Origin of the sequence: Micromonospora sp. NPDC047707, from assembly GCF_040704235.1 — a bacterium.
In the GTDB taxonomy this organism is placed as follows: Bacteria; Actinomycetota; Actinomycetes; order Mycobacteriales; family Micromonosporaceae; genus Micromonospora.
Window position 1 is genome coordinate 1 of record NZ_JBEYSU010000023.1, and the last position, 21149, is coordinate 21149.

Here is a 21149-nt window from a genome sequence, read left to right on the forward strand (position 1 = left end):
AGGTCTGTCTTCACAAACGACCATCGATGCCCTCTCTACTTGCGCTGGTCAACCTGCCACGCCGCTCAACCCAGAGTTGGGAATCACTCGTCTAGCGGGATGCAAGGAAGGGGCCCCTGTTAACGCCTCCGGTAGAGGAAGGGCCCCTTCTTAACACACGTGCCGGGTCAGAGCGCTCTGCCCTGCGACGGGCGACCCGCCGCGTCGCGGGGCGCCATCGCCCGCGGATCGTCAGCGGTACGCGCCTGCGCCGCCTCGTCCGCCCAGTCCCGGTTGCGCTCGGCGTCCTGTTCCCGTCGGTCCCGCTCTGCCGGCTGCTGCCGGGACCCTCGCTGCTGCTGCGCCATGGCGATCCTCGCGATCCGTCGGGGGCGCGGTGCGCGCCGGTACGGTCTGCGGTCGCCCACCGCCTTCCCGGCGCGCCGACGGGCAAACGCGCAGGCGGCTCCCGGCGGGCGGGTGTTAACAAGGGGCCCTTTCTCTACCGGAGGCGTTAACAGGGGGCCGTTCCTTGCACGCATGGCGGTGGGGTGGGTGGGAATGTGGGGGTATGGATGTGGGGAGCAGCGAGGTGACGATCCCGGCGGGGGAGGCCCGCCTCACGGCGGACCTGCTGGTGCCGGCGGAACCGGTGGGAGTGGTGGCCTTCGCGCACGGCAGCGGAAGCTCCCGGCACAGTCCGCGCAACGTGGCGGTGGCTCACGTGCTCAACCGGAGCGCCCTCGGCACCGTTCTGGTGGACCTGCTGACCCCCGCCGAGGACGCGGTCGACGCCCGTACCGCCGAGCTGCGCTTCGACATCGGCCTGCTCGCCCGCCGGCTGGCGGCGATCGTCGACTGGCTCGCCGCCGAGCGGCCGTTCGGTGCGGTGCCGATCGGGCTGTTCGGCGCCAGTACGGGTGCGGCCGCGGCGCTCGTGGCCGCTGCCGAGCGCCCCGACCTGGTCGGGGCCGTGGTGTCCCGGGGCGGCCGGCCGGACCTCGCGGGCCCGGCGCTCGGGACGGTCCGCGCCCCGACCCTGCTGCTGGTGGGTGGCCTCGACGAGCAGGTGATCGCCCTGAACGAGCAGGCCCAGGACGCGCTCCCGGAGACGGCCGAGCTGACGATCGTCCCCGGCGCCACCCACCTCTTCGAGGAGCCCGGTGCCCTGGAACAGGTCGCCCACGAGGCGGCGACCTGGTTCACCACCCACCTACGCTGACGCACCGGACGAGGGGGCGGCGCGGTGCTGTTGGACGGTGTCGACCACCCGCCAGAGCACCGCCGTGATCGGGACGGCCACGAAGGCGCCGGCGATGCCGGCGATCAGAGTGCCGGCGGTGACCGCGACCAGGATGACGACCGGGTGCAGGTTCACCTGTCGCTTCATGATCAGCGGTTCCAGCAGGTTGCCCTCGATCTGCTGCACCGCGATCACGGCGGCCAGCACCAGCAGGGCGGTGACCGGGCCATTGGCCGCGAGCGCCACCAGCACCGCCATCGCGCCGGTCACCGTCGCGCCGATGATCGGGATGAACGCGCCGAAGAAGACGATCAGCGCGAGCGGGAACGCCAGCGGCACCCCGAGCAGCACCAGGGCGAGCCCGATGCCGATGGCGTCGATCGCCGCGATCATCAGCGTGCCCCGGCTGTACGCGCCGAGCGTGTGCCAGCCGTTCCGGCCGGCCTCGGCGGCGACCGTCCGGTTCGGCCCGGTCATCCGGTCGAGCACCCACCGCCACATCGAGCGGCCGTCCTTGAGCAGGAAGAAGAGCAGCACCAGCGCGAGCAGGGCGGATCCGAGCACCTCGGCGGCGGTGCGCGCGCCGGACACCGGGTCGAGGCCGCCGCCTCCGCCGGCCGCCTGCCGGGCCTGCTCGATCAGCCGGTCGAGCTGCTGGTCGGTGACCGGCAGGGTGCGGGTCACGAAGTTCCGCGTCTCCTGCACGCCCCGGATCAGCTCGGCGCTCAGCTTGTCGAACTGCTCCGCCGTCAGGTTCCACACCAGAGCCCCGACACCGACGAGGGCACCGATCAGCAGCACCACTGTCAGCAGCGCGGCGAGGGATCCCGGCAGTCGCAGCCGGCGCAGCAGCCGTTGCACCGGGTCGAGCATCGCGGTCAGGAAGAGGGTGGCCGCCACCGCGATGGCGAGCGGCGCCAGCAGCACCGCGATCCGGCCCAGCAGGTACAGCCCGGCGGCCACCACCACCAGGCACGCGCTCCACAGCACCGCGGAGCGAACCAACCAGGGCAGGCCGGCCCACGCTGCCCGGGGCCCCCGGTCCCTCGACTCCTCAGTCGTCCGTCCGTCGTCGACCACTCGGCCCTCCTCGATCTCCGGGCGAGTCGGTACCCGGACAGCGCTCCCGCGACACCCACGCTAGGCCCTCGGCCGGCGTCGCGGCGCGAGTCGCGGCGCGGCCGGGCGGTGACGTCGCCGCCGGCCCTGCGGGCGACGCCCGACACGTGGAGCAGTGGGGCCGGTGCGGTACCGCACGTCCGCGTTTGTGCCATCCGCCCCAGGGAACGCGGGGGACCGAACCCCGATTCGAGGAGGATCCGCCGTGAGCGACTTCATGGACAAGGCCAAGGACTTCGCGGACAAGCACGACAAGCAGGTCGACCAGGGGCTGGAGAAGGCCGGCGAACAGGCTGACCAGCGCACCGGCGGCAAGTACGACGAGCAGACCGACAAGGGCGTGGACATGGCCCAGGCACGTACCGGCCAGGGCGACCAGGCCCGCTGACCGGCGTACCCGATCCCGGGCCGTCCCCCTGCGGGGCGGCCCGGGATCGTCTGCGTCAGCTTTCCCTGTCGCGCAGCTCCGTCATCGTGGTCGGGCGACCGCTCAGCGCGTCCCGTACCCGGTCCACGAGGCCGGTGCCCGGGGCGAGCAGCTTGTTCGCCGGGGGCCGGTCCGGAGCGGCCGGGTGTGGCCGGGTCGGCGCGGCCTTCTTGGCCGCCCCGACCTTGCCGGCCAGCTCCATCAGTTCCTCGTGGGCCATCGCGGCCCGCAGCCGGGGGAAGAGGTCGGACTCCTCGTCCTGCACGTGGTGCCGGATCGTACGGGTGAGGTGGGCGAGCAGTTCGTCGAACCGGGGGTCGCTGGGGTCCGCCGACTCCAGGTCCTTCATGGTCCGCTCGGCGTCGGAGTGCTCGGCGATCTCGTGTTCGGCGATCTGGTCGCCGTCCGGCAGCGCCTTGCGGGCGGCCGGGTAGACGTACATCTCCTCGGCGACCGCGTGGCGGACCAACTCGGCGATCACCACGTCGGCCAGGTGCCGGCGGTGCTCGGGGGTGCCCTGCCGGTTCTCCAGCTCGACGAAGAGGACCTCGACCTCGCGGTGGTCGGTGATGAGGACGTCGAGGACGTCGGGTCCCGTGGTCTGGGTGTCGGTCATGTCGTGCCCCTTACCGGTTGCGGAATCGGTGCGGGCCCTCCTACCCCGGGGCCGCCGGTCGAACCCACCGGCGTCGTCCGCGCGCCCGTTGTCATCGCCGTCCGGGCTGCCGTACGCTCGGCGCGGCCCGCCCTCACGGTCCCTGTGAGGAGCAGCCATGCCCTTGAATCGTCTGCTGGCCCTTGGGGTCGGTGCTGTCACGGCGGTCGCGCTGAGCGTCCCCCTGGCCCCGGCCGCCGCCGCGGCCGGCCCGTCCCACCACCGCACGGGCGGCAGCCTGGTGCTGGTCGGTGGCGCCCTCGCCGACGACAACGCCGCCATCTACGGCGGTATCGTCCGGCTCGCCGGTGGCCCCGGCAAGGCTCGGATCGGGATCTTCACCGCGGCGGCCCCGGTGCCGTCGGAGGACCCGGACGCCGGCACCCCCGACTGCAACAACAGCGTCTGCAACGGCGAGTACTACGCGAAGATCCTCAAGAGCTTCGGCGCCGCCGACGCGCAGTGGATCCCGATCGACCTGGACCATCCCGAGAAGGCCGACGAACCCGCCGTGGTCGCCCAGATCAACTCGATGACCGGCTTCTTCTTCGGCGGCGGCGACCAGTACCGGTACGTCACCACGATGACCCGGGGTGCGGCCCAGCGGGACTCGGCGGCGCTGGCCGTGGTCCGCCGCAAGTTGCGGCAGGGCGCGGTGGTCGCCGGCACGAGCGCCGGTGCCCAGATCATGGCCGGTCGCGACATGATCACCGGCGGCTCGGTCGACCCGGGACTGCGCGACGGCGCCAGGCCGGGGTACTTCGAGGATTCGAGCATCCTCGGTTACCTCCCCAAGGGCGGGTTCGGGTTCTTCACCGACGGCCTTCTGGACACGCACTTCTCCCGGCGGGGCCGGGAGGCCCGGTCGATCCGGCTCGCGTCGGACACCCGCAACCACCGGGTCTTCGGCCTCGACGAGAACACCGCTCTGGTGGTGACCGGCGTCGGCTCGCGGCATCAGCAGTTGCGGGTCGTCGGCCAGCATGGCGTGACCGTGCTGGACCTGCGCCGGGCGCGGGTGACCGGTACCCCGGTGTGGGGCGTCGAGGGCGTGCGGTGGACGCGGCTGACCGGGGGCGACGGGTACCGCGCCGACCGCTGGCAGCCGGTCTTCGGTCCGGGCAAGCAGCGGGTGACCGGCGCGGACACCTGTGACGTGACGCCCTCCGGGGACGTCTTCTGGAACTACGGCCTGGTCAACCTCGCCGAAGGGCTGGTCGACAACGCCGGCTGCGCGTCGGTGTCCGACGTGTCGTGGGAGAACGACCCGCAGTGGGAGGCGACGCTGACCCGGGGCCGCGGCTTCGTCGCGTACCGGGCCGGTGGGTCGACGGCGTTCGCCGACGTCGTGATCGGCATCGGCGCGAAGTGAGCACCGGAGGGCCCCCGGGGGTGCCGGGGGCCCTCCTTCCGCTACGCCCGGGCTCGTCATGCGCATGTAACAACGGTTACTTATTGAGGTTAAAGATTAATGGATGTAACTTCTGTTTCATCGATCCGTGGCCCCCCGGAGGTGCCCATGTCCCGTGCCCGCCACAACCCCGTCCGCACCCGCACGGCGGTCCTCGCCGCCGTCAGCCTCGCCGCCACCATCGCGCCGATCGGCGTGCCCGCGGCCCACGCCCAGGTCATCCGCGACCGGCAGGGCAGCTCGACCGACGTCAGCCGGGCGTCGTGGTCCGGCCCGGCCTACACGTTCAACGGATCCGGCGGCGTGGTGGCCGCCACGATGACCCAGGCGATCAACGCGATCCGTGGCGGCGCCGGCTCGATCGACGTGGCCGTGCTGGCGGGCTCGGACGGCGGCACGCCCGAGTGCGACGACATCATGGGTCTGTCCGGCGTGAACTCGTGCACCACGCTGACCCTGACGAGTTCGAACGACGGCAACAACAGCCAGGTCAACGCGGACGTCCGCAACGCCGAGTTCGTCTACTTCGCCGGTGGCGACCAGTGCCGCTACGCCGCGTGGAAGGGGACTCTGCTGGAGGCGTCCGTCGAATCCGTCGTGGCCAAGGGCGGCGGCGTCGGCGGTGGCAGCGCCGGCCACCACATCAACAGCGACATCGTGTACGACGCATGCGACGGCAGCGCCACCTCCTCGATCGCGTTGGACAACCCGTACGACCGGTCGATGACCTTCACCACCGGCATGTTCCGCTGGCCGAACTTCGCCAACACGATCAACGACTCGCACTTCGTCGCGCGGGACCGGATGGGCCGGACGATGGCCTTCGTGGCCCGGGCCATCAAGGACGGACGCACCAGTGGCGGTGCCGCCTGGGGCGTCGGCGTCGAGGAGGGCGGCTCGCTGTTCGTCGACCGGAACGGACGGGCGACGCTGAGCGGCACCAGCGCGTACGTGGTCCTCGGCGACCACCAGCCGGAGGTGGCCGTCGCCGGGCAGCCGTTGACGTTCTCGAACTTCAAGATCTGGCGGCTGTCCAACGGGCAGACCTACGATTTCGCCAACCGGCCGACCTGCGGCTACTACCTGAAGAGCGTGACCAACGGGGTCCCGAGCAGCAACCTCTACAGTGGTACCCCGGTCACCGACTGCTCGACGCCGCCGCCACCCGGTGGCGGATCCAGCTACACCGAGGTCGAGCCGAACGACACGCGCAACGCCGCCAACGACGTCACCGGCAACAGCTACCCGCTGACCGTCACCGGTGACATGAAGAGCAGCAGCGACCGCGACTACTTCAAGGTGAGCCTCGCCAGCGGACAGACGCTCGGCGTGAGCTGCGCCGTCCCGTCCGCGTACGACGCCGACCTGTACCTGCTGACCTCCAACGGGAGCACGGTGGTCCGCTCGGTGAACGACGGCGCGGGGGTGGACGAGTCGGCCTCCTTCACCCGGACGTCCTCGGGGTCGGCCACCTACTACGTCGAGGTCGAGGCGTACTCCGGCTCCGGTACCGCCGACTACACCTGCACCGTGTCCAAGTCCTGATCCCATTCGAACCGGGCGGCGCTGCGCGGCGCCCGGCGGCCGTGAGGAGGCCGGACGACGTCGGTCGACGGTTAGGCTCAGCGCGTGTCGACCTCCGATCTTGCCGGCGATCCCGGCCGTCCGGCCGACGACCAGGCCGCCACCGGTCCGGACCATCCGGGGGTGGCGGCCCTGATCCGGCAGCGCCTCGGTGAGTGCAGCCCGGCGGAACGGCGAGTGGCGCGGGCGTTGCTGGCGTCGTACCCGGCCGCCGGGTTGGGCACGGTGGCCTCGCTCGCCGAGCGGGCCGAGGTGAGCGCGCCGACGGTCCTGCGCTTCCTGAGCCGACTCGGCTTCGGCGGCTATCCGGAGTTCCAGCGCGCCCTGCGGGACGAACTGGCCGAGCGGGAAACCTCGCCGTTGACCGCGTACCGCGCGGCGGAGCGTACCGGCGTCCCGCTGGCCGGAGCGCGGTCCCGGGCCGCGGCCAGCCTGCCGGACGCGGTCGCCGGCACCCTGGCCGAGTTGCCGCAGGGCGAACTGGACGCCGCCGTCCGCCTCTTCGCCGACCAGCAGCTGCGGATCACCGCCGCCGGTGGCCGGTTCTCCGGCCTGCTCGCGCACTACCTGGTGCTGCACCTGATGCAGGTGCGGGGCAACAGCCGCCTGCTCCCGGCCACCCCCGTCGAACGGACCGACATGCTGGTCGACGTGGGCCGGCGGGATCTCTTCGCGCTGTTCGACTTCCGCCGCTACGAGGAGCCGACCCTCGCCCTCGCCCGCGAGGTCACCGCCCGCGGCGCCCGGATAGTCCTGTTCACCGACCGGTGGCTCTCCCCGGTGGCCGGTCTGGCCGAGGTGGTCCTGCCCAGCCGGGTCGAGTCGCCGTCGCCGTACGACAGCTTCGTGCCGACCTTGGCGCTGGTGGAGACGCTGGTGGCCGCTCTGATGGACCGGCTCGGGCCGATCGCCGGCAAGCGCCTGAAAGCGATGGAGCAGGCGCAGCAGACGTTCGAGGAGAGCTGACCTCGCGTTACAGAAACTTGTAACTTCACAACGATCGTAATGAGCGTTACAGTCCGGGGGCTGGTTCGTCTGGCCCCCGGAAGGACACCCCATGCGCATCCGTCAGTTCGCCCTGGCCGCCGCGGCCACGGCCCTCCTCGCCGGCACCGCCGGCTGCGGTGGTGAAACCTCCACCGCAGCGGCCGGCGAGGACGTCACGACCGTCACCGTCACCATCGAGGGTGTCGGCGAGGTCACCACCGACACCGAGCTCGCCGAGAGGGTCCCCGCCGACGTCCGCGGCCGGGGCACCCTCACCGTCGCCACCAACGCCCCCTACCAGCCCTTCATCGACTTCAGGACCGAGGGCCGCACCGACGAGTTCAAGGGCCTGGACTACGACCTGTTCATGGCCGCCTCCGCCCGGCTGGGCGTCAAGGCCACCTTCAGCCAGCAGCCGTTCGACGGCCTGGTGCCGGGGCTGCAGGCCGCCAAGTACGACGCGATCGTCGGCGGCATCACCGACAAGAAGGAGCGCCAGCAGGTGGCGACCTTCGTCGACTACTCGGCCTCCGGCACCGGCTTCCTGGTCAGGACGGGCAACCCGCTGGGCGTGAAGACCGTCGCCGACCTGTGCGGCCGCAAGGTCGCCGTGCAGAAGGCCAGCAACCAGGCGAAGAACCTCGCCGAGTACAGCAAGGCCAGCTGCGCCGGTAAGGCCGTCGACGTCAAGGAGTACCCGGAGAACCCGCAGGCGGTGCAGGCGCTGATCGCCGGCAACGTCGACGTGGTCGCCGCCACCAAGGTCAACCTGGTGGACGTCGCCCCCACCCTGACCGGCAAGGCCGAGCTGGTCGACGACCCGTCCGCCCCGAACGGGTGGCTGGCCAGCCCCAACGGCTTCGGCTTCCTCAAGGCGAAGAAGGAGCTGGCCGAGGCGTACCGGGCCGCCGTGCAGTCGCTGATCGACGACGGCACGTACACCAAGATCCTCGCCCGGTGGAAGCAGGAGCCGATCGCCGTCAAGCAGGCCACGATCGACCAGGCCATCGACTGAGCACGGCGGAGGCGACCCCCTGAACCGCGGTCGCCGGGCGCCCTTCCGACTCCGTGAGGGCGGGCCCGGAAGGCGCGCCCGGCGACCGCCGCACCCGTCCCCGCTGGAGGCACCTCAATGACGAGCGACACCGAGACCGTACGGGTCGTCCCCGTCCGGCACTACGGTCGCTGGCTGACCGCGATCCTCGTGGCCGGCGTGGCGGCCCTCTTCCTCCGGGCGCTGCTGGACAGCCCCAACCTCGAACCCGCCACCATCGGCGCGTACCTCTTCAAGGACTACATCCTCGACGGCGTCGTCACGACGCTCTGGCTGACCCTGCTGGCGATGCTGCTCGGCACGGCCGGCGGCGTCCTGCTCGCGGTGATGCGGCTGTCGGCCAATCCCGTGCTGCGCGGTGTCTCCTGGGCCTTCATCTGGGTGTTCCGCGGCACGCCACTGCTGGTGCAGATCATCTTCTTCGGCTTCCTCGATGCGCTCTTCCCCCGGCTCACGCTGAGCGTGCCGTTCACCGGCACGGTGCTCTTCGACCAGCCGACCAGCGTGGTCGTCACCGGCACCGTCGCCGCCGTGCTGGCCCTGTCGCTCAACGAGATGGCGTACGCCGCCGAGGTCATCCGCGGCGGCATCCTCGCCGTCGACGCCGGCCAGAGCGAGGCCGCCGCCGCCCTCGGCATGAGCCCGGCGCTGACCCTGCGCCGGGTGGTGCTGCCCCAGGCGATGCGGGTCATCATCCCGCCGATGGGCAACGAGACCATCACCATGCTGAAGTCCACCGCGCTGGTCTCGATCATCGCCGGTCGCGACCTGATGACCGCCGTGCAGACCGTCTACCAGGGCAACTACAAGGTGATCCCGCTGCTCGTGGTGGCGGCGATCTGGTACCTCGCACTGGTCAGCCTGCTCTCGGCCGGCCAGTGGTTGATCGAGCGCCGGTTCGGGCGCGGCTTCGCCCGGGGAGGAGTCCGATGACGGCGACCGACGGGACGGTGGCTACGGCGACCCGTCCGATGGTGAAGGCCGAGGGCGTCACCAAGCGGTTCGGCCACGTCGAGGTGCTCAAGGGCATCGACCTCACCGTCGCGCCCGGCGAGGTCGCCTGCCTGCTCGGCCCCTCCGGCTCCGGCAAGTCCACCTTCCTACGCTGCGTCAACCACCTCGAACGCATCGACGGCGGGCAGCTCTGGGTCGACGGCGAGCTGGTCGGCTACCGCCGGCAGGGCGACAAGCTCTACGAGCTGAAGACCCGCGAGGTCGCCCGCCGCCGACGCGACATCGGCATGGTGTTCCAGCGGTTCAACCTCTTCCCCCACCTGACCGCACTGGGCAACGTCATGGAGGCGCCGCTGCGCGTCCTCGGCGTCCCGCGCGAGAAGGCCCGCGCCGAGGCGCTGGCCCTGCTGGAGCGCGTCGGCCTGGCGGAGAAGGCGACCGCCTACCCGACCCAGCTCTCCGGCGGCCAGCAGCAGCGGGTGGCCATCGCCCGGGCGCTGGCCATGCACCCGAAGCTGATGCTCTTCGACGAGCCAACGTCGGCCCTCGACCCGGAACTCGTCGGCGACGTGCTCGATGTCATGAAGAGCCTCGCCGCCGACGGCATGACCATGGTCGTGGTGACCCACGAGATGGGCTTCGCCCGCGAGGTCGCCGACACCGTCGCGTTCCTCGACGGCGGGGTCGTGGTGGAGGCCGGCCCGCCCGACGAGGTGCTGGGCGACCCGAGGCACGCCCGCACCCGCGCGTTCCTGGACAAGGTCCTGTGAGCGTCCACAACCCGGTGGTGGAGAGCGCCGAGCTGCTCGCCGCGGCCGGCGACCGGCTCGCGTCGTACCACCAGCGGCTCGCCCAACTCGTCGCCGTCGACTCCGGATCCGGTCACGTGGACGGCCTGCGCCAGGTCGCCGACCTGGTGCAGACCTGGTGCCTCGCGGCCGGCCTGGCGGTCGAGCGTGAGCCGGTCACCCACCCGGGCGGCACGCCCCTCGGCGACGTGCTGGTCGGCCGCCGACGTGGGCGCGGTGACCGGCGGATCCTGCTCGTCGGCCACCTGGACACCGTGTTCCCGGCGGGGACCGCCGCCGCCCGCCCGTTCCGCGTGCAGGACGGCCGGGCGTACGGGCCGGGGGTCAGCGACGACAAGGGCGGCGTGCTCGCCGGCCTGGCCGCCGTCGAGGTGCTGGCCGACCTCGGCCTCGACGGGTACGGCGAGCTGCTGCTCGTCTGCACCCCGGACGAGGAGATCGGCTCCCCGGGGAGCCGGCCGCTGCTGCGTACCCTCGGCGCCGAGGCCGACGTGGCGCTCTGCCTGGAGTGCGCCCGCGACAACGGCGACCTGGTCTCCGCCCGCAAGGGCGTCGCCGACCTGGAGGTGACCCTCCGGGGCCGTGCCGCGCACGCCGGCATCGAACCGGAGCGGGGCGCGAACGCGCTGGTCGCCGCCGCGCGGTTGGCCGTCGCGCTGGACGCCCTCAACGGTCGATGGCCCGGAGTGACGGTCAACGTCGGGCACCTCGCCTCGGGAGACCGGCCCAACGTGGTCCCCGACCGGGCGCGGATGCTGGTCGACCTACGGGCGTGGCACACCCGCGAGTACGAGGCCGCCCTCGCCGAGATCCGCCGCCTGGTCGGCGAGCCGCAGGTCGCCGGCGTACGCGCCGACCTGGCGGTGCACGCGCCCACCCCGCCGTGGGAGCACGGGCCGGCCGGCCACCGGTTGGCCGAGCTGGCCGCCAAGGTGGGTGCCGGGCTGGGTGTACCGGTGTCGCACACGGCCACCGGCGGCTGCGCCGACGCGAACCTGCTGGCCGAGGCCGGCGCGGCGGTGCTCGACGGGCTGGGCCCGGTCGGCGGCGCCGACCACAGCCCGGCCGAGTGGCTGGACCTGGACTCCGTCGTCCCCCGCACCGCGCTGCTCGCCGGGCTGATCCACGAGGTCAGCCGGGGGTGGACCGTCACCCGTTGACCGGCGGGCGCCGGCATCCCGAGCGCGGCGACGGCCGGCGCGGCTGGGCGACGCGGCCACCGCTCGGACCGTCCCCGGAGACGCCGACGGGCCGACCTCCCCGGTGAGGGGAGGCCGGCCCGTGACCGGTCAGGAGGAGTAGCCGCGCTCCGCGATCCAGTTCGCGACCTTCTCCAGGGTCATCCAGTACTCGCCCTGCGGCGCGGCCGGGTCGGCGATGCGGACGAGGTCACCGCCGTCGCGGTAGCCCACCAGGGTCAGGTAGTGGCCGCCCTCGTACGAGTGCGGGGCGCCGTCGGTGTCGACGGCCGTGCCCTTGACGTTCGCCACGACCGGACGCCCAGCGTCCACCGCGTCGAGCATGTCCTTCCGCAGCCGGTCGACCTCCTCCGGCTTGGCCAGCGGGCCCCGGATCTCGGTGGTCCGGTACTTCCCACCGGTCAGCTCGTTGAGCACCCGGGTGGTGTCCAGCGCCGAGTCGGTACCGGCCTCGGTGGTGCCCAGCATCTTCGCGACCTCGTCCTGCGGCAGCGCCTTGCCCTGCGCCGACAGCGCGATCCGGGTCGCGGCCGGGCCGCAGTAGTAGAAGTTGGGCTGGGCCTCGTACTCGATGCCCAGCATGCGCTCGGCCCGCTTGTCCCGGCCCGGCTTGTCGTTCCGGTCTCCCTTGTCGGCCCGGACCGACGTGATCGGGTCGGTGCCGGCCGGGGCGGCGTGGGCGCTGGCGGTCGGCCCGACGACGCACCCGCCGGCGACGAGCAGGCAGGCGACGGACAGGCCACTCTTCTTCGCGATGAGACTCATAAGTCGGGCTCCATTCGGGGGGTCTGACGCCTCCGGCGGGCCGGAGACGGCAAGCACCAGGAAAGGCGCTCGGCTCAGCTACGTGAAAGCCCGGGGCGGGACGGCCCGCGGGCACACCGGTTCTGCAACGGGCCGGCCCGGACGCGATTCGCGTCGGGTTCGACCACCGGAGGAGACAACAGCAGGGGAAGGGCGGGGATTCCGGGGTACGGGTGGCGCCGGTCACGCGGTACGCCTGTGCTCGGGGTGCGGCGAGGGGGCCAGGCGGCTCGTGCGCCCAACTGGGCGCATCCGGTCAGCCGGTCACAGGCTTCCCAGCAGGCGCGTCACGGTGATCTCGATGACGACCCGGGCCGGATTGGGGCGCGGGGTGCGGTAGCGCTCGGCGTACCGGCGCTCGGCCTCGGCCACCGCCGCCGGGTCGGATCGCACGACCGCCCGGCCCTCGATGGTGAGCCAGCGCCGGCCGTCCACCTGGCACACCGCCACCGGAGCGCCCTCGGCGCCCGCGGCGGCCACGTGCCGGGCCTTGAGGGACGTCCCGCTGGTGATGACGCGGGCCAGACCGGCGGCCGGGTCGAGCGTGACCCCCACCGGTACGACGTGCGGGGTGCCGTCGGCGCGCAGCGTGGTCAACGTGGCGAGGTGCCGCTCCCGGCTGAACTCGACAACCCGCGGATCCCGCAGCTCCACCCGCTTCCCCCTCCGTCCGGCCGGTCCGATCCTCCCACGCCGCCCGTCCCGTCGATCATCGACCCGCAGCGGGCGGTCTGCCCCCGCATGCCGGGTTCGCCGGGCACCGCCACTCCAGGATCACGGCGAGCGGTGCCGGGCCACGGGCGGGAGCGGCAGCGTGCGCCGGGCGAGGGTGGCCGGGTTGGGCTAGCGTGACTGGTGTGTCGCGGGAGGCCTGGCTGATCCTCGGCGTCGTGGCGGTCGCCACGCTCGTCGGCGCCGTGCTGCTGGCCATCCGGGTGTTCCGCATGCGTCGCATGCTCGGCGACCTCGGCGTCGGGGGCCGGGTCGCCTTCTACGGCGCGCTGATCTACACGATCCTGCCGGTCGACGTGCTGCCCGACCCGATCTACCTGGACGACATGGCCGTGCTGGCCGGCACCCTGCTCTACCTGGGCCGTCTCGTGCGCCAACGGCGGGCCGTCCACCGCGGCGACGCCGGGCTGCCCGGCCAGCCGACCCCACCAGCCGTCACCCGCCGGCCGGGTGCCCGGTAGGCGGGGACGGCCCGGTCGGCTGCGCGGCCGGTAGGCCGGGACCGCAAGGCGGTCAGTAGGCCGGGACGGCCGCGCGGCCTCGGGCCACCGCCGCCGTCGGCGTCACCGCCGGAATCTCCCGGGTCTGCTCCGGCTCGCGCCCGCCGATCAACGCGAGCACCGACGGTTGCTCCTCGGGGCGGCGGCGGGTCGCCGCGTACGCCTCGGTGCGCAGGGCGCGTGCCGCCTCGGCGGCGCGCTCGGCGGCCCGCCACGCCGCCTGCTCCCGCTCCCGGGCCGCACAGTGGCGGGCGGCGAGGTTGTCGCGGGCCGCCCGGCGCAGCACCAGCTCCTGCTCGACCGGGTGCAGCCGGGGATCCCACCCGTCCTGATGGGCGAGGACGGCGGTGAGCTGCTCCACCGACAGTTCACCTCGCTCGTACGCGGCCCGCGCGGCCCGGTGCAGGAACCGCTCCCGCTCGGCGTACTCCGCCGGGGTCCGGACCGTACGCGGCAGGGGCAGCGCCGCAGCCGAGGTCAACCGGTGCACCTCGGCCTCCGCCTCCTGGTACGCCGTCCAGGCCGACTCGACCCCCTCCTGCGCGGCCAGCCACTCGGTACGCAGCCGGCGGGCGGTGGTCGCCGCCCGGTCCGCGGCGACGCCGACCTCCCCGGCGTACCGGCTCAACTCCCGTTCCTCCGCCGCCCGTTCCAACTCGCTCGGCATCGCGGCACGGTGGATCCGGGCGCCGACGCCGAGGCGCAGCCGGCCGGGCCGCAGCAGCAGGGCGGCAACGGTGACGGCGACCACCGCGAGCAGGCTGAGCCAGATCACGGCGGCACGGGGAACGTCGAGGAGAACGGCGGAGAGCACGGTCTGCATCAGGTGACACCTTGCGGTCGGAGGACGAACTCGACTGTGGTGGCCCGGTGACGGGCAGGAGATCGGTGTGCCGGCGGGAAGCCGGGAACGATGCGCCCCGCGCGGGGCTTGTTCCCTTCCACGACCCGAAGGAGGAGCGCGCGTCGCGCGTCAGGGGTGCCGGATCAGGCGGTGGGCGGGCCCCGGCGGGTGGTTCCACCCTCGCCCGGCTCGCCCGCCGGCTCGTGCCGGCCGTCGGTGACCACACCGCGGCTCACGGTCAGCTCGCCGAGCGGCCGGACGACGGCTCCGCCGGCCGGCGTGGACCCGTCCCACGTCGCGGGCACGGCGGCCCACGTCGCGACGGTGCTGGTCCGCAGGGTGGGCGCATCGGCCGGCCCGGACGCCGCCACGGGATCGGCGTCGATCACGATGCCCGGTCGGGCCGCCTCGACGACCGCCGGCGGCGGTGCGGCGGTGGCGATGGCCGGGGCGCCACCGAACCCGGCGCCGAGCGCCAGCGCGACGACCGCCAGCCGTGCCACCTCGCGCAGCGACCGCAGCACGGCGCCCCACAACGGGCGGGCGGGCGCGACGGACGACACCCGACAAACCTATCGCCGGACGGCGGCCGGCGCAGCCTTCGGCGGGCACCGAAGCGGGTGACCGCGACCACGTGTGCGATGTGGACCAGTGCGGGACCGGCGCAGGTGTGCCGGCGTCCGCCGAGCACGCGCCGTCCGCTGGGCGTCACCACGATCAATCCCACGGCACCACCCGTCCGACGGTGTTCCGGACACGCGGAAGGGGCCACCGACCGGGTGGCCCCTTCCCGGGCGTGCCTGACGAATCAGTTGCCGAGCACCGGCGGCGCGCCCTCCGGGCCGTCCCGCCAGACCATCTCGTCCTCGGTGAGCCAGGTCAGCCGCCCGTCGGACGGCTCGTCGTCGCTGCCACGGCCGGCGCCGAGCAGGCCCGGGCGGGCGCCGGCGGCGGCCGTGCGGCCCGCGTCCGTACGCCCGATGCCGCTGACCGCCCGGTCACCCGGCACGCGACTGGCAGCCGTGCCCTGGCGGGTGGCGGCGTCCCGGCCGGAGCCCTCACCGCGGCGGCCGTCGACGCTACGGCCGATTCCGGTCGCGGACCGGCTGTCCGGTGTGGCGGTGCCGCCGGCGGGCCGGGCCGAGGTGGGTGCGGCGCCGCTGGAGCCGGCCAGCGCGCCGGTGCCGACGATTCCGCCGGCCGGAATGCCGCCCGGAGTGCCGAACGTCAGGCCGGGGCCGGTGCCCGGGGTCGCCGTCGCGCCGCCGCCCCGGCCCAGCGCGGCCAGGCCGGCGACGGCACCGCCGGCCAGCGCGCCGCCGAGCAGCGGGTCGGCGCCGGCGAGCGAGGTGCCGCCGACGGGTGCGGCGCCGAGCATCCCGGTGCCCGCAGCGCCGCCCCCGGCCGGGTTCGCCGTGCCCCCGGTGCCGGACGTGGGCCCGCCCGACGCCCGGTCGGGCGTCGAGACCGTCGCCCCGCCCGTGCGGGCGGACAGCCCGCTCGCGGTCGGCGCGGCCGTCGGCGTGCCGACCGCCGGGCCGCTGCGCGGCGCCGTGCCGTCACGGTCGACCGAACCCGGCGTGTCCGGTGGTGGCGGCGGTGGGGGCACCAGCCGCCCGTACGCGGAAAGGTCGTAGCCGGCGGCCAGCTCGGAGACCACGTTGACCATCCGCTGGTGCGCCTTCTCCTGCTCGGCCTTGTCCTGCTGGTGGCCGAGCAGCCCGCCGACGACCATGCCGGGCACACCGAAGACCGCGCCCTTCGCCGCGCCGGAGACCGCCTGGTCGTGGTCGTCGGTCTCGGCCGGGCTCTCGGCCTGCTCCCGGGCGGTGCGCAGGTGGTCGGCCATCAGGGTCAGCCCGCGGCTCACGTCGGCCATGCCCTCGCCCAGCGACTCCGCGTACGCGGCGACGAAGCCCAGCCGGCGCTGGAACTCCTGGCCCGCCTCGCCCGTCCACGTGTTGGCCAGCTTCTCCAGATCGCCGTTGAGCTCGCGGCGGAGGTCGTCGACGATGCCCTTCAGCGTCGTCCACTGTGCTGCGACGCCCTCGATCTGACCGGGCTGACCGGCCATCACGCCGTCGTAGAGGGCCTGGTGGCTCTCGGGCTGGTAGCGCTGGGTGTACTCAGACACGCGGCTCCTCCTTCCGGGTGATCGCCTCGTCGACCCCGGCGAGGGCGGCGGCGATGTCGGCGGAGTTGGCGGAGTTGCGGGCCTCGGCCGTGCGGTAGCGGGCCAGGATCGTGGCGGTCGCGCTCTGCGCCGCCTCGACGGCGGTGCGCAGCCGGGCGACGTGCTGGGAGTAGGCCAGGTGGATGTCGCTGTACCGTCGGGCGTTGTCGGTCGCGTCGGCGAACGTGCCCAGTGCCGGCGGCCGGCACTGCATCTCGGTGTCGAGCTTGCGCACCGCCCGCTCCGCCTCGGCCAGCCGGTCGGCGAGCTTCCGGTGGAAGTCCTCAAGGGACATCAGGTCGACTGTCGTGCGCCCGGTCATGGCAGCATCCCCGTACGTCGTGAGTCGATAACCGTTGGCGACGCTCAGGTTAGTCGACCGGGGCGACGCCGGGCGACCCACCGACGGCCGGGTCCCGTCATTCGGCGGCCGGCGAGCCGGTCGCGGCCGGCGCCGCGGGCGGGGACGGGTCGGCCGGCGCGTACCGCGTCAGCGCGTCCTCCCGGTCCAGAGTGGGGCCGGTGGGGATGAGCGCCAGCAGCGAGGCCGGTACGACCAGCGGAGTCACTCCCTCGTACCCGAGCGCGGTCTGCGCGCCGGGACCGAGGGGGTGGCGGAGCCCCTGGGGGGTGACCAGGTGCACGGTGGCGCCGGGCGCGGGTGCGCCGCTCTCCCCCGAGCCGGTCGCGGCCTGGACCAGCACGCCCTTGCCGCCGGGAAGCAGCACGGCCTCCGCCGTGCGTACGCCGTCCCGCAAGGACTGCCGGACCGGCAGCGGGCCCTCCCGGTCGGCGGACAGCTCGGCCGGGGCCCGGTCGAACACCTCGATGGTGGTGGTGGGCGGCCCGCCGTCCGCGCCCGCGCGGTACGTCGCGCAGAGCACCGACCGGCCCGGCGCGACCGGGTGCAGCGCGGGCAGGGTCTGCGGGAGGCCCTCCGCCTCCACGCGCTGATCGGTCAGCAGCCGCCCCGCCTCATCCGGAGTGATGTCGGTCACTGTCCCGCCGACCCGCAGCAGCAGGAGCGCGCTCACCTCACCGATCGAGGTCAGCCCCTCGCGGGTGAGGACGTAGTGCCGGCCCGCCGCCCGGAAGACCTGACCGATCCGGGCCTCCGAGCCGCCCACCCGGACCCGGCCCGGTTCGTCGTCCCCCGGGATGGACGGCTCGCGCAGGGTCGGGCCGGCGGGCACCGCGTTGAGCAACTGCTGGCCGACGGCGACCGTGGGCGCCCCGGCCATCCGGAGAGCGGCGATCGCCGCGTCACCGCCAACCACCTGCAGCCGGGCGTCGCCGGTGAGCAGATGGCGCTGGCCGTCGACCTGGACCAGCACCGCCCGGTCGCCGAGCGGCGTGCCGCCGGGCAGCGCCCGGTCGATCACCAGGCGGGTGGCCGAGCGGCCGGCGCCGGCCGCGTCCGGCACGTCGCAGACCGACCAGGGCAGTCCGGTGAGGGACTTCCGGTCCGGCAGGGCGTCGGGGGCGCCGACGATGCCGACCGTACGGCCGCGCGGCCGGTCCCGGATCGACGCCTGCGACATCGTGCGGATCTCGGGGTCGGCCTCGCCGAGGATCAGGCGGGCCGAGGCGTAGTTGAGCGTGGGATGCAACTGGCCGTCGAGGAAGACGTACGTCGCGCCGGTCTCCCGCTCGATCACCAGCGTGTTCTGCTCCAGCGGGGCCGTGTTGCCGGTGAGCTGCCCGTACGCGCCGACGCCGCCGAGCACCACCGCCGCGGCGATCACGCTGCCGAAGACCGCCATGCCGAGCCGCCGCATCGGCAGGTTGTTCGTCTCCGGGTCGCCCGACAGCAGCGCCGAGACGATCCGACGGGTGACGAAGCGGTACGCCTGCACCTGGTCGCGGCGGGTCCGCATGGCTAACCTCCGGCGGGGGTGGGTCCGCGACGATCGGGTCCGTGTCGGCGCCGCGGGCTTCCCTACGATAAGGGGCCGTCGGCGGGCCACCGGGACCGCCGCCCGCGCCGGTGACGCCGCCGCCGCGGTCCGTCCAGGAAGGACTGCCACCGATGACGCAGGTTCAGGCGCCTCCGGGCCGCCCCCCGCAGACCGGCGCACCGGCCCGGGCGGAGCGGCCGGCCACCGCCCCGTCCGGTCCGGCGCCCCGACGGGGTCGGCTCGGGCCCGTCGCGGTGGGGCAGCTCGTCGTCCTGGAGCTGTGCGCCCTCGCGGTCGCGGCGACGCTGGGCGGGCCGACCTGGCTCGCCCCGATCGTCGCCGTGCTCGCCGCCCTGGTCGTGGTCGCCGTGCTCGCCCGCCGGGGCGGCCGCTGGTGGTACGAGGACCTGCTGCTGCGCCGCCGCCTGCGCCGGCGCGCCGAGCGGGCGCGGAGCAGCGTCAAGGCGGGCACCGCGGTCGACCCCCGCCTGGCCCCGCTGGCGCCCGAGCTGACCGTCGTCGAGTTGACCGACCGGGGTACCCGGCTCGGTGTCGGACAGGACGCCCAGGGCTGGTTCGCCGCCGTGGCGGTGCAGGGCCGGTCCGGGCCCGGACCGGTCGAGGCCGCGGTGGTGGACCGGGCGGTCCGCGTCCTCACCGAGTTCAGCGGTCCGGTGACCCGCGCCCAGGTGGTGTCGCACACCCTGGTCTGGTACCCGGCGCCCGGCGCGCCCCCGGCCGCCCACCGGACGGTCTGGGTGGCGCTGCGGCTGTCGGTGCGCGACGCCCGGGTGGAGTCGGTCAGCCGCGGCGGCGGGATGCCCGGGGTGCACCGCACGCTCTCGGCGGGTGTCGGCCGGCTGGGCAAGGCGCTGACCGCGGCCGGCCTCGCCCACCGCCCGCTCGGCCGTGACGAGCTGCGCGCCGCGGTTCTCTCGGCGGCCGGGCTGGACCTGGCGCCCGCCCCGCCCACCGAGACCTGGACCGGGCTGCGCGGCGGCGGCTGGACGCAGCGCTGCCTCACCCTCCGGCCCCGCGCCGAGGCGTCGTACGCCACGCTCGTGGACGCGGTCACCGCGACCTCCGCACCGTCGCACACGCTCGCTGTCGGGGTGCTGCCGGGCGGCCGGCTGGCAGCGCCGCTGCTACGCGTCGCGGCGCTCGACAACCACGTCGAGGCGCTGGTGAAGGTCGTCCGGGACGTCGCCCGCAAGTGCGGTGCGCCGTCCCGCCCGGTGGACGGCCAGCACGCGCCCGGCGTCTACGCCACCGCACCGGTGGCCGCAAGCGTCGACACCCTCGCCCCGACCGCCTGAGCGCGAGCCGGTGCCCCGTCCGCGCGGGCAGCTCCCCGCGGGTCAGGGGCGGAGGTTGACGATCCAGCCGTAGAGGCCGACGACCCAGACGGCCAGCGGTACCAGCGCGATGATGAGCAGGATCTCCACGATGTCGAGCAGCCGACCCCACACCGGGGAGATCCGCTTGCCGGCCACCGTGAGGCCGTAGATCAGGCTCACCACGGCGGCGAGCAGCAGGCCGCCGAGGATGAGACCGAGCCGCAGCGCCACGGATCCGTCCGTGAAGGCGGCCGCGGCCGCCAGGCCGAGCCCGGCGGTCCCCGCGACCAGCACCGGCGTCCGCTGCGCCCGGCCGAGGAACGGCCGCGCCCGCAGCAGGGACAGCAGGGCCAGGACGAGGCAGAGCAGGACGGCCGGCAGCCGCCCGTCCAGCGCGAGCACCAGCTCGGCGCCCAGGACCAGCAACGAGACCGTCCACACCAGACCGGTGAGGAACTCGTCCGCGCGTTCGCTGAGCTGGAGCACCCGCCGCCCGTCCACGGACTCGCTGTCGGTCTTCAGGTCCTCCGGGCCGGTGGGGATGGACGGGACGGGCAGCCGGGCCAGCCGGTACGCGGCCATGGGCAGCGCCGGGACGGCCCCGAACGCCACGGCGGCCACGACCGCCGCGGCAGCCGCAGGGCCGATGCCGAACGCCAGGCAGAGCAGCGCGCCGACCGCGGTGGCCGCGCCGACCGCGCCCGCGCCGAAGAACACCGGCAGCCGGTCCCCCACGGCCAGCGCCGCCACGGCCGCGCCGAGCACGACCGCCGTGGCGGCGAGCAGCACGTGCGGGGCGGCCAGCTCGGTCAGCGTACGGTCGCCGGCCAGCAGCAGCAGGCCGCCGACGGCCGCGTACCCCAGGCCGGCCAGGGCGAGCGCCGACCCGGTGGCGCTGTCGGCGGCGGCCCGGGACAGCACCGCGGCGCCGACCAGCAGCGCGACCGCGACGAGCAGCGCGGCGAGCGCGCCGGGAAGCTGCGGTGGGCCGGTGAACAGCGCGGCCAGGGCGCCGCCGCCGAGTGCCACCGCCGCGAAGAGCACCGCGAAGGCGCGCGTGGTGCCGACCTGCCAGGCCCCCGGACGCTGGTTGGTGGCGGTCGCCACCGCGTCGACCACGTCGTCGAAGACGATCTCCGGCGCGGCCGAGGTGCGCGGGTTGAAGTAGAGGACCTCGCCGTCGCGGATGCCGAGCTGCGCGGCCGTCCGTCCCCCGTCCAGCGGCGGCCCGCCGAGCCGCGCCAGGCGCCAGCCGCCGTGCCGGACGCCCTCGTCCGCCAGGTCCTCGCCGGCGTAGCGCAGCAGCGTGGGCAGCAGGTCTGCCAGGGGTACGTCGGACGGCAGCGCCAGGTCCATCCGGGTGCGCGGCGCCACGATGGTGATCCGGCTCAGCCCACCGGTCGCCGTCTTCGTCGCCACAGTGGCCTCCTCGCTCGTCCT

Annotated in this window: 22 protein-coding genes; 11 read left to right on the forward strand and 11 right to left on the reverse strand. The window is 74.3% G+C overall.

The window, feature by feature from the left end; translation table 11 throughout:
• Positions 1 to 167: 167 nt before the first annotated feature.
• The gene (locus tag AB0873_RS22130) at positions 168 to 347 is read right to left on the reverse strand and encodes a hypothetical protein (RefSeq protein ID WP_155329164.1); all 180 of its coding nucleotides are present in this window, start codon (positions 345 to 347) and stop codon (positions 168 to 170) included.
• A 203-nt stretch (positions 348 to 550) separates the two neighbouring features.
• Between AB0873_RS22130 and AB0873_RS22135 the strand changes: the two genes are divergently transcribed.
• The gene (locus AB0873_RS22135; protein ID WP_155329163.1) at positions 551 to 1201 is read left to right on the forward strand and encodes a dienelactone hydrolase family protein; all 651 of its coding nucleotides are present in this window, start codon (positions 551 to 553) and stop codon (positions 1199 to 1201) included.
• On the opposite strand, the gene AB0873_RS22140 is transcribed toward AB0873_RS22135, so the two are convergent.
• Positions 1193 to 2302 carry an AI-2E family transporter gene (locus tag AB0873_RS22140; protein WP_366601795.1) on the reverse strand — a complete coding sequence of 370 codons (1110 nt, stop codon included), beginning with the start codon at positions 2300 to 2302 and terminating at the stop codon, positions 1193 to 1195. The genes AB0873_RS22135 and AB0873_RS22140 overlap by 9 nt on opposite strands.
• Before the next feature lie 244 nt (positions 2303 to 2546).
• On the opposite strand from AB0873_RS22140, the gene AB0873_RS22145 reads away from it, so the two are divergent.
• Positions 2547 to 2729, forward strand: coding sequence for an antitoxin (locus AB0873_RS22145; RefSeq protein ID WP_155329161.1), 183 nt, complete (start codon positions 2547 to 2549; stop codon positions 2727 to 2729).
• A 55-nt stretch (positions 2730 to 2784) separates the two neighbouring features.
• On the opposite strand, the gene AB0873_RS22150 is transcribed toward AB0873_RS22145, so the two are convergent.
• A complete protein-coding gene (locus tag AB0873_RS22150; protein WP_366601797.1) occupies positions 2785 to 3384 on the reverse strand; it encodes a hemerythrin domain-containing protein in 600 nt (199 codons plus the stop codon).
• 157 nt (positions 3385 to 3541) lie between these two features.
• Between AB0873_RS22150 and AB0873_RS22155 the strand changes: the two genes are divergently transcribed.
• The 7 genes from AB0873_RS22155 (at position 3542) to AB0873_RS22185 (ending at position 11382) form a co-directional block, all read left to right on the forward strand.
• Positions 3542 to 4795 (forward strand): cyanophycinase, encoded by a 1254-nt coding sequence (locus AB0873_RS22155; protein ID WP_366601798.1) that lies wholly within the window; start codon positions 3542 to 3544, stop codon positions 4793 to 4795.
• Positions 4796 to 4942: 147 nt separating this feature from the next.
• Positions 4943 to 6379 (forward strand): pre-peptidase C-terminal domain-containing protein, encoded by a 1437-nt coding sequence (locus AB0873_RS22160; protein ID WP_366601800.1) that lies wholly within the window; start codon positions 4943 to 4945, stop codon positions 6377 to 6379.
• Positions 6380 to 6463: 84 nt separating this feature from the next.
• On the forward strand, positions 6464 to 7384 hold the full coding sequence (locus tag AB0873_RS22165) for a MurR/RpiR family transcriptional regulator (protein WP_366601802.1): 921 nt from the start codon (positions 6464 to 6466) through the stop codon (positions 7382 to 7384).
• Positions 7385 to 7475: 91 nt separating this feature from the next.
• Positions 7476 to 8420, forward strand: coding sequence for a transporter substrate-binding domain-containing protein (locus AB0873_RS22170; protein WP_366601804.1), 945 nt, complete (start codon positions 7476 to 7478; stop codon positions 8418 to 8420).
• 117 nt (positions 8421 to 8537) lie between these two features.
• Complete coding sequence (locus AB0873_RS22175; RefSeq protein WP_366601806.1) at positions 8538 to 9392, forward strand: amino acid ABC transporter permease; 855 nt, start codon at positions 8538 to 8540, stop codon at positions 9390 to 9392.
• Complete coding sequence (locus AB0873_RS22180) at positions 9389 to 10183, forward strand: amino acid ABC transporter ATP-binding protein (RefSeq protein ID WP_366601808.1); 795 nt, start codon at positions 9389 to 9391, stop codon at positions 10181 to 10183. The genes AB0873_RS22175 and AB0873_RS22180 overlap by 4 nt, the downstream gene beginning before the upstream one ends.
• Positions 10180 to 11382: a M20/M25/M40 family metallo-hydrolase gene (locus AB0873_RS22185; RefSeq protein WP_366601809.1), complete on the forward strand. Its 1203-nt coding sequence runs from the start codon at positions 10180 to 10182 to the stop codon at positions 11380 to 11382. Before AB0873_RS22180 ends, AB0873_RS22185 begins: the two co-directional genes overlap by 4 nt.
• 129 nt (positions 11383 to 11511) lie before the next feature.
• Here AB0873_RS22185 and AB0873_RS22190 read toward each other — a convergent pair whose 3' ends face one another.
• Together AB0873_RS22190 and AB0873_RS22195 are read right to left on the reverse strand one after the other, a co-directional pair.
• The gene (locus AB0873_RS22190) at positions 11512 to 12186 is read right to left on the reverse strand and encodes a C39 family peptidase (protein ID WP_366601810.1); all 675 of its coding nucleotides are present in this window, start codon (positions 12184 to 12186) and stop codon (positions 11512 to 11514) included.
• Positions 12187 to 12489: 303 nt separating this feature from the next.
• Positions 12490 to 12879 (reverse strand): TIGR03618 family F420-dependent PPOX class oxidoreductase, encoded by a 390-nt coding sequence (locus AB0873_RS22195; protein WP_366601812.1) that lies wholly within the window; start codon positions 12877 to 12879, stop codon positions 12490 to 12492.
• Between the two features lie 203 nt (positions 12880 to 13082).
• Here AB0873_RS22195 and AB0873_RS22200 point away from each other — a divergent pair, with 203 nt between their 5' ends.
• A complete protein-coding gene (locus AB0873_RS22200) occupies positions 13083 to 13418 on the forward strand; it encodes a YkvA family protein (protein ID WP_366601814.1) in 336 nt (111 codons plus the stop codon).
• Between the two features lie 52 nt (positions 13419 to 13470).
• Here AB0873_RS22200 and AB0873_RS22205 read toward each other — a convergent pair whose 3' ends face one another.
• The 5 genes from AB0873_RS22205 to eccB all read right to left on the reverse strand — a co-directional run bounded on the left by AB0873_RS22205 (position 13471) and on the right by eccB (position 18351).
• A complete protein-coding gene (locus AB0873_RS22205) occupies positions 13471 to 14280 on the reverse strand; it encodes a hypothetical protein (protein ID WP_366601815.1) in 810 nt (269 codons plus the stop codon).
• Between the two features lie 164 nt (positions 14281 to 14444).
• Positions 14445 to 14864, reverse strand: a complete 420-nt coding sequence (locus AB0873_RS22210; protein WP_366601817.1) for a hypothetical protein — start codon at positions 14862 to 14864, stop codon at positions 14445 to 14447.
• 245 nt (positions 14865 to 15109) lie between these two features.
• The gene (locus AB0873_RS22215; RefSeq protein WP_366601818.1) at positions 15110 to 16435 is read right to left on the reverse strand and encodes a WXG100 family type VII secretion target; all 1326 of its coding nucleotides are present in this window, start codon (positions 16433 to 16435) and stop codon (positions 15110 to 15112) included.
• Positions 16428 to 16796 carry a hypothetical protein gene (locus tag AB0873_RS22220; RefSeq protein ID WP_366601819.1) on the reverse strand — a complete coding sequence of 123 codons (369 nt, stop codon included), beginning with the start codon at positions 16794 to 16796 and terminating at the stop codon, positions 16428 to 16430. Before AB0873_RS22220 ends, AB0873_RS22215 begins: the two co-directional genes overlap by 8 nt.
• A gap of 97 nt (positions 16797 to 16893) precedes the next feature.
• Positions 16894 to 18351: a type VII secretion protein EccB gene (eccB, locus tag AB0873_RS22225; RefSeq protein ID WP_366601821.1), complete on the reverse strand. Its 1458-nt coding sequence runs from the start codon at positions 18349 to 18351 to the stop codon at positions 16894 to 16896.
• A 152-nt stretch (positions 18352 to 18503) separates the two neighbouring features.
• On the opposite strand from eccB, the gene AB0873_RS22230 reads away from it, so the two are divergent.
• Positions 18504 to 19688: a type VII secretion protein EccE gene (locus AB0873_RS22230; protein ID WP_366601823.1), complete on the forward strand. Its 1185-nt coding sequence runs from the start codon at positions 18504 to 18506 to the stop codon at positions 19686 to 19688.
• Positions 19689 to 19730: 42 nt separating this feature from the next.
• On the opposite strand, the gene eccD is transcribed toward AB0873_RS22230, so the two are convergent.
• Complete coding sequence (gene eccD / locus AB0873_RS22235; protein ID WP_366601825.1) at positions 19731 to 21128, reverse strand: type VII secretion integral membrane protein EccD; 1398 nt, start codon at positions 21126 to 21128, stop codon at positions 19731 to 19733.
• Between the last annotated feature and the right edge of the window lie 21 nt (positions 21129 to 21149).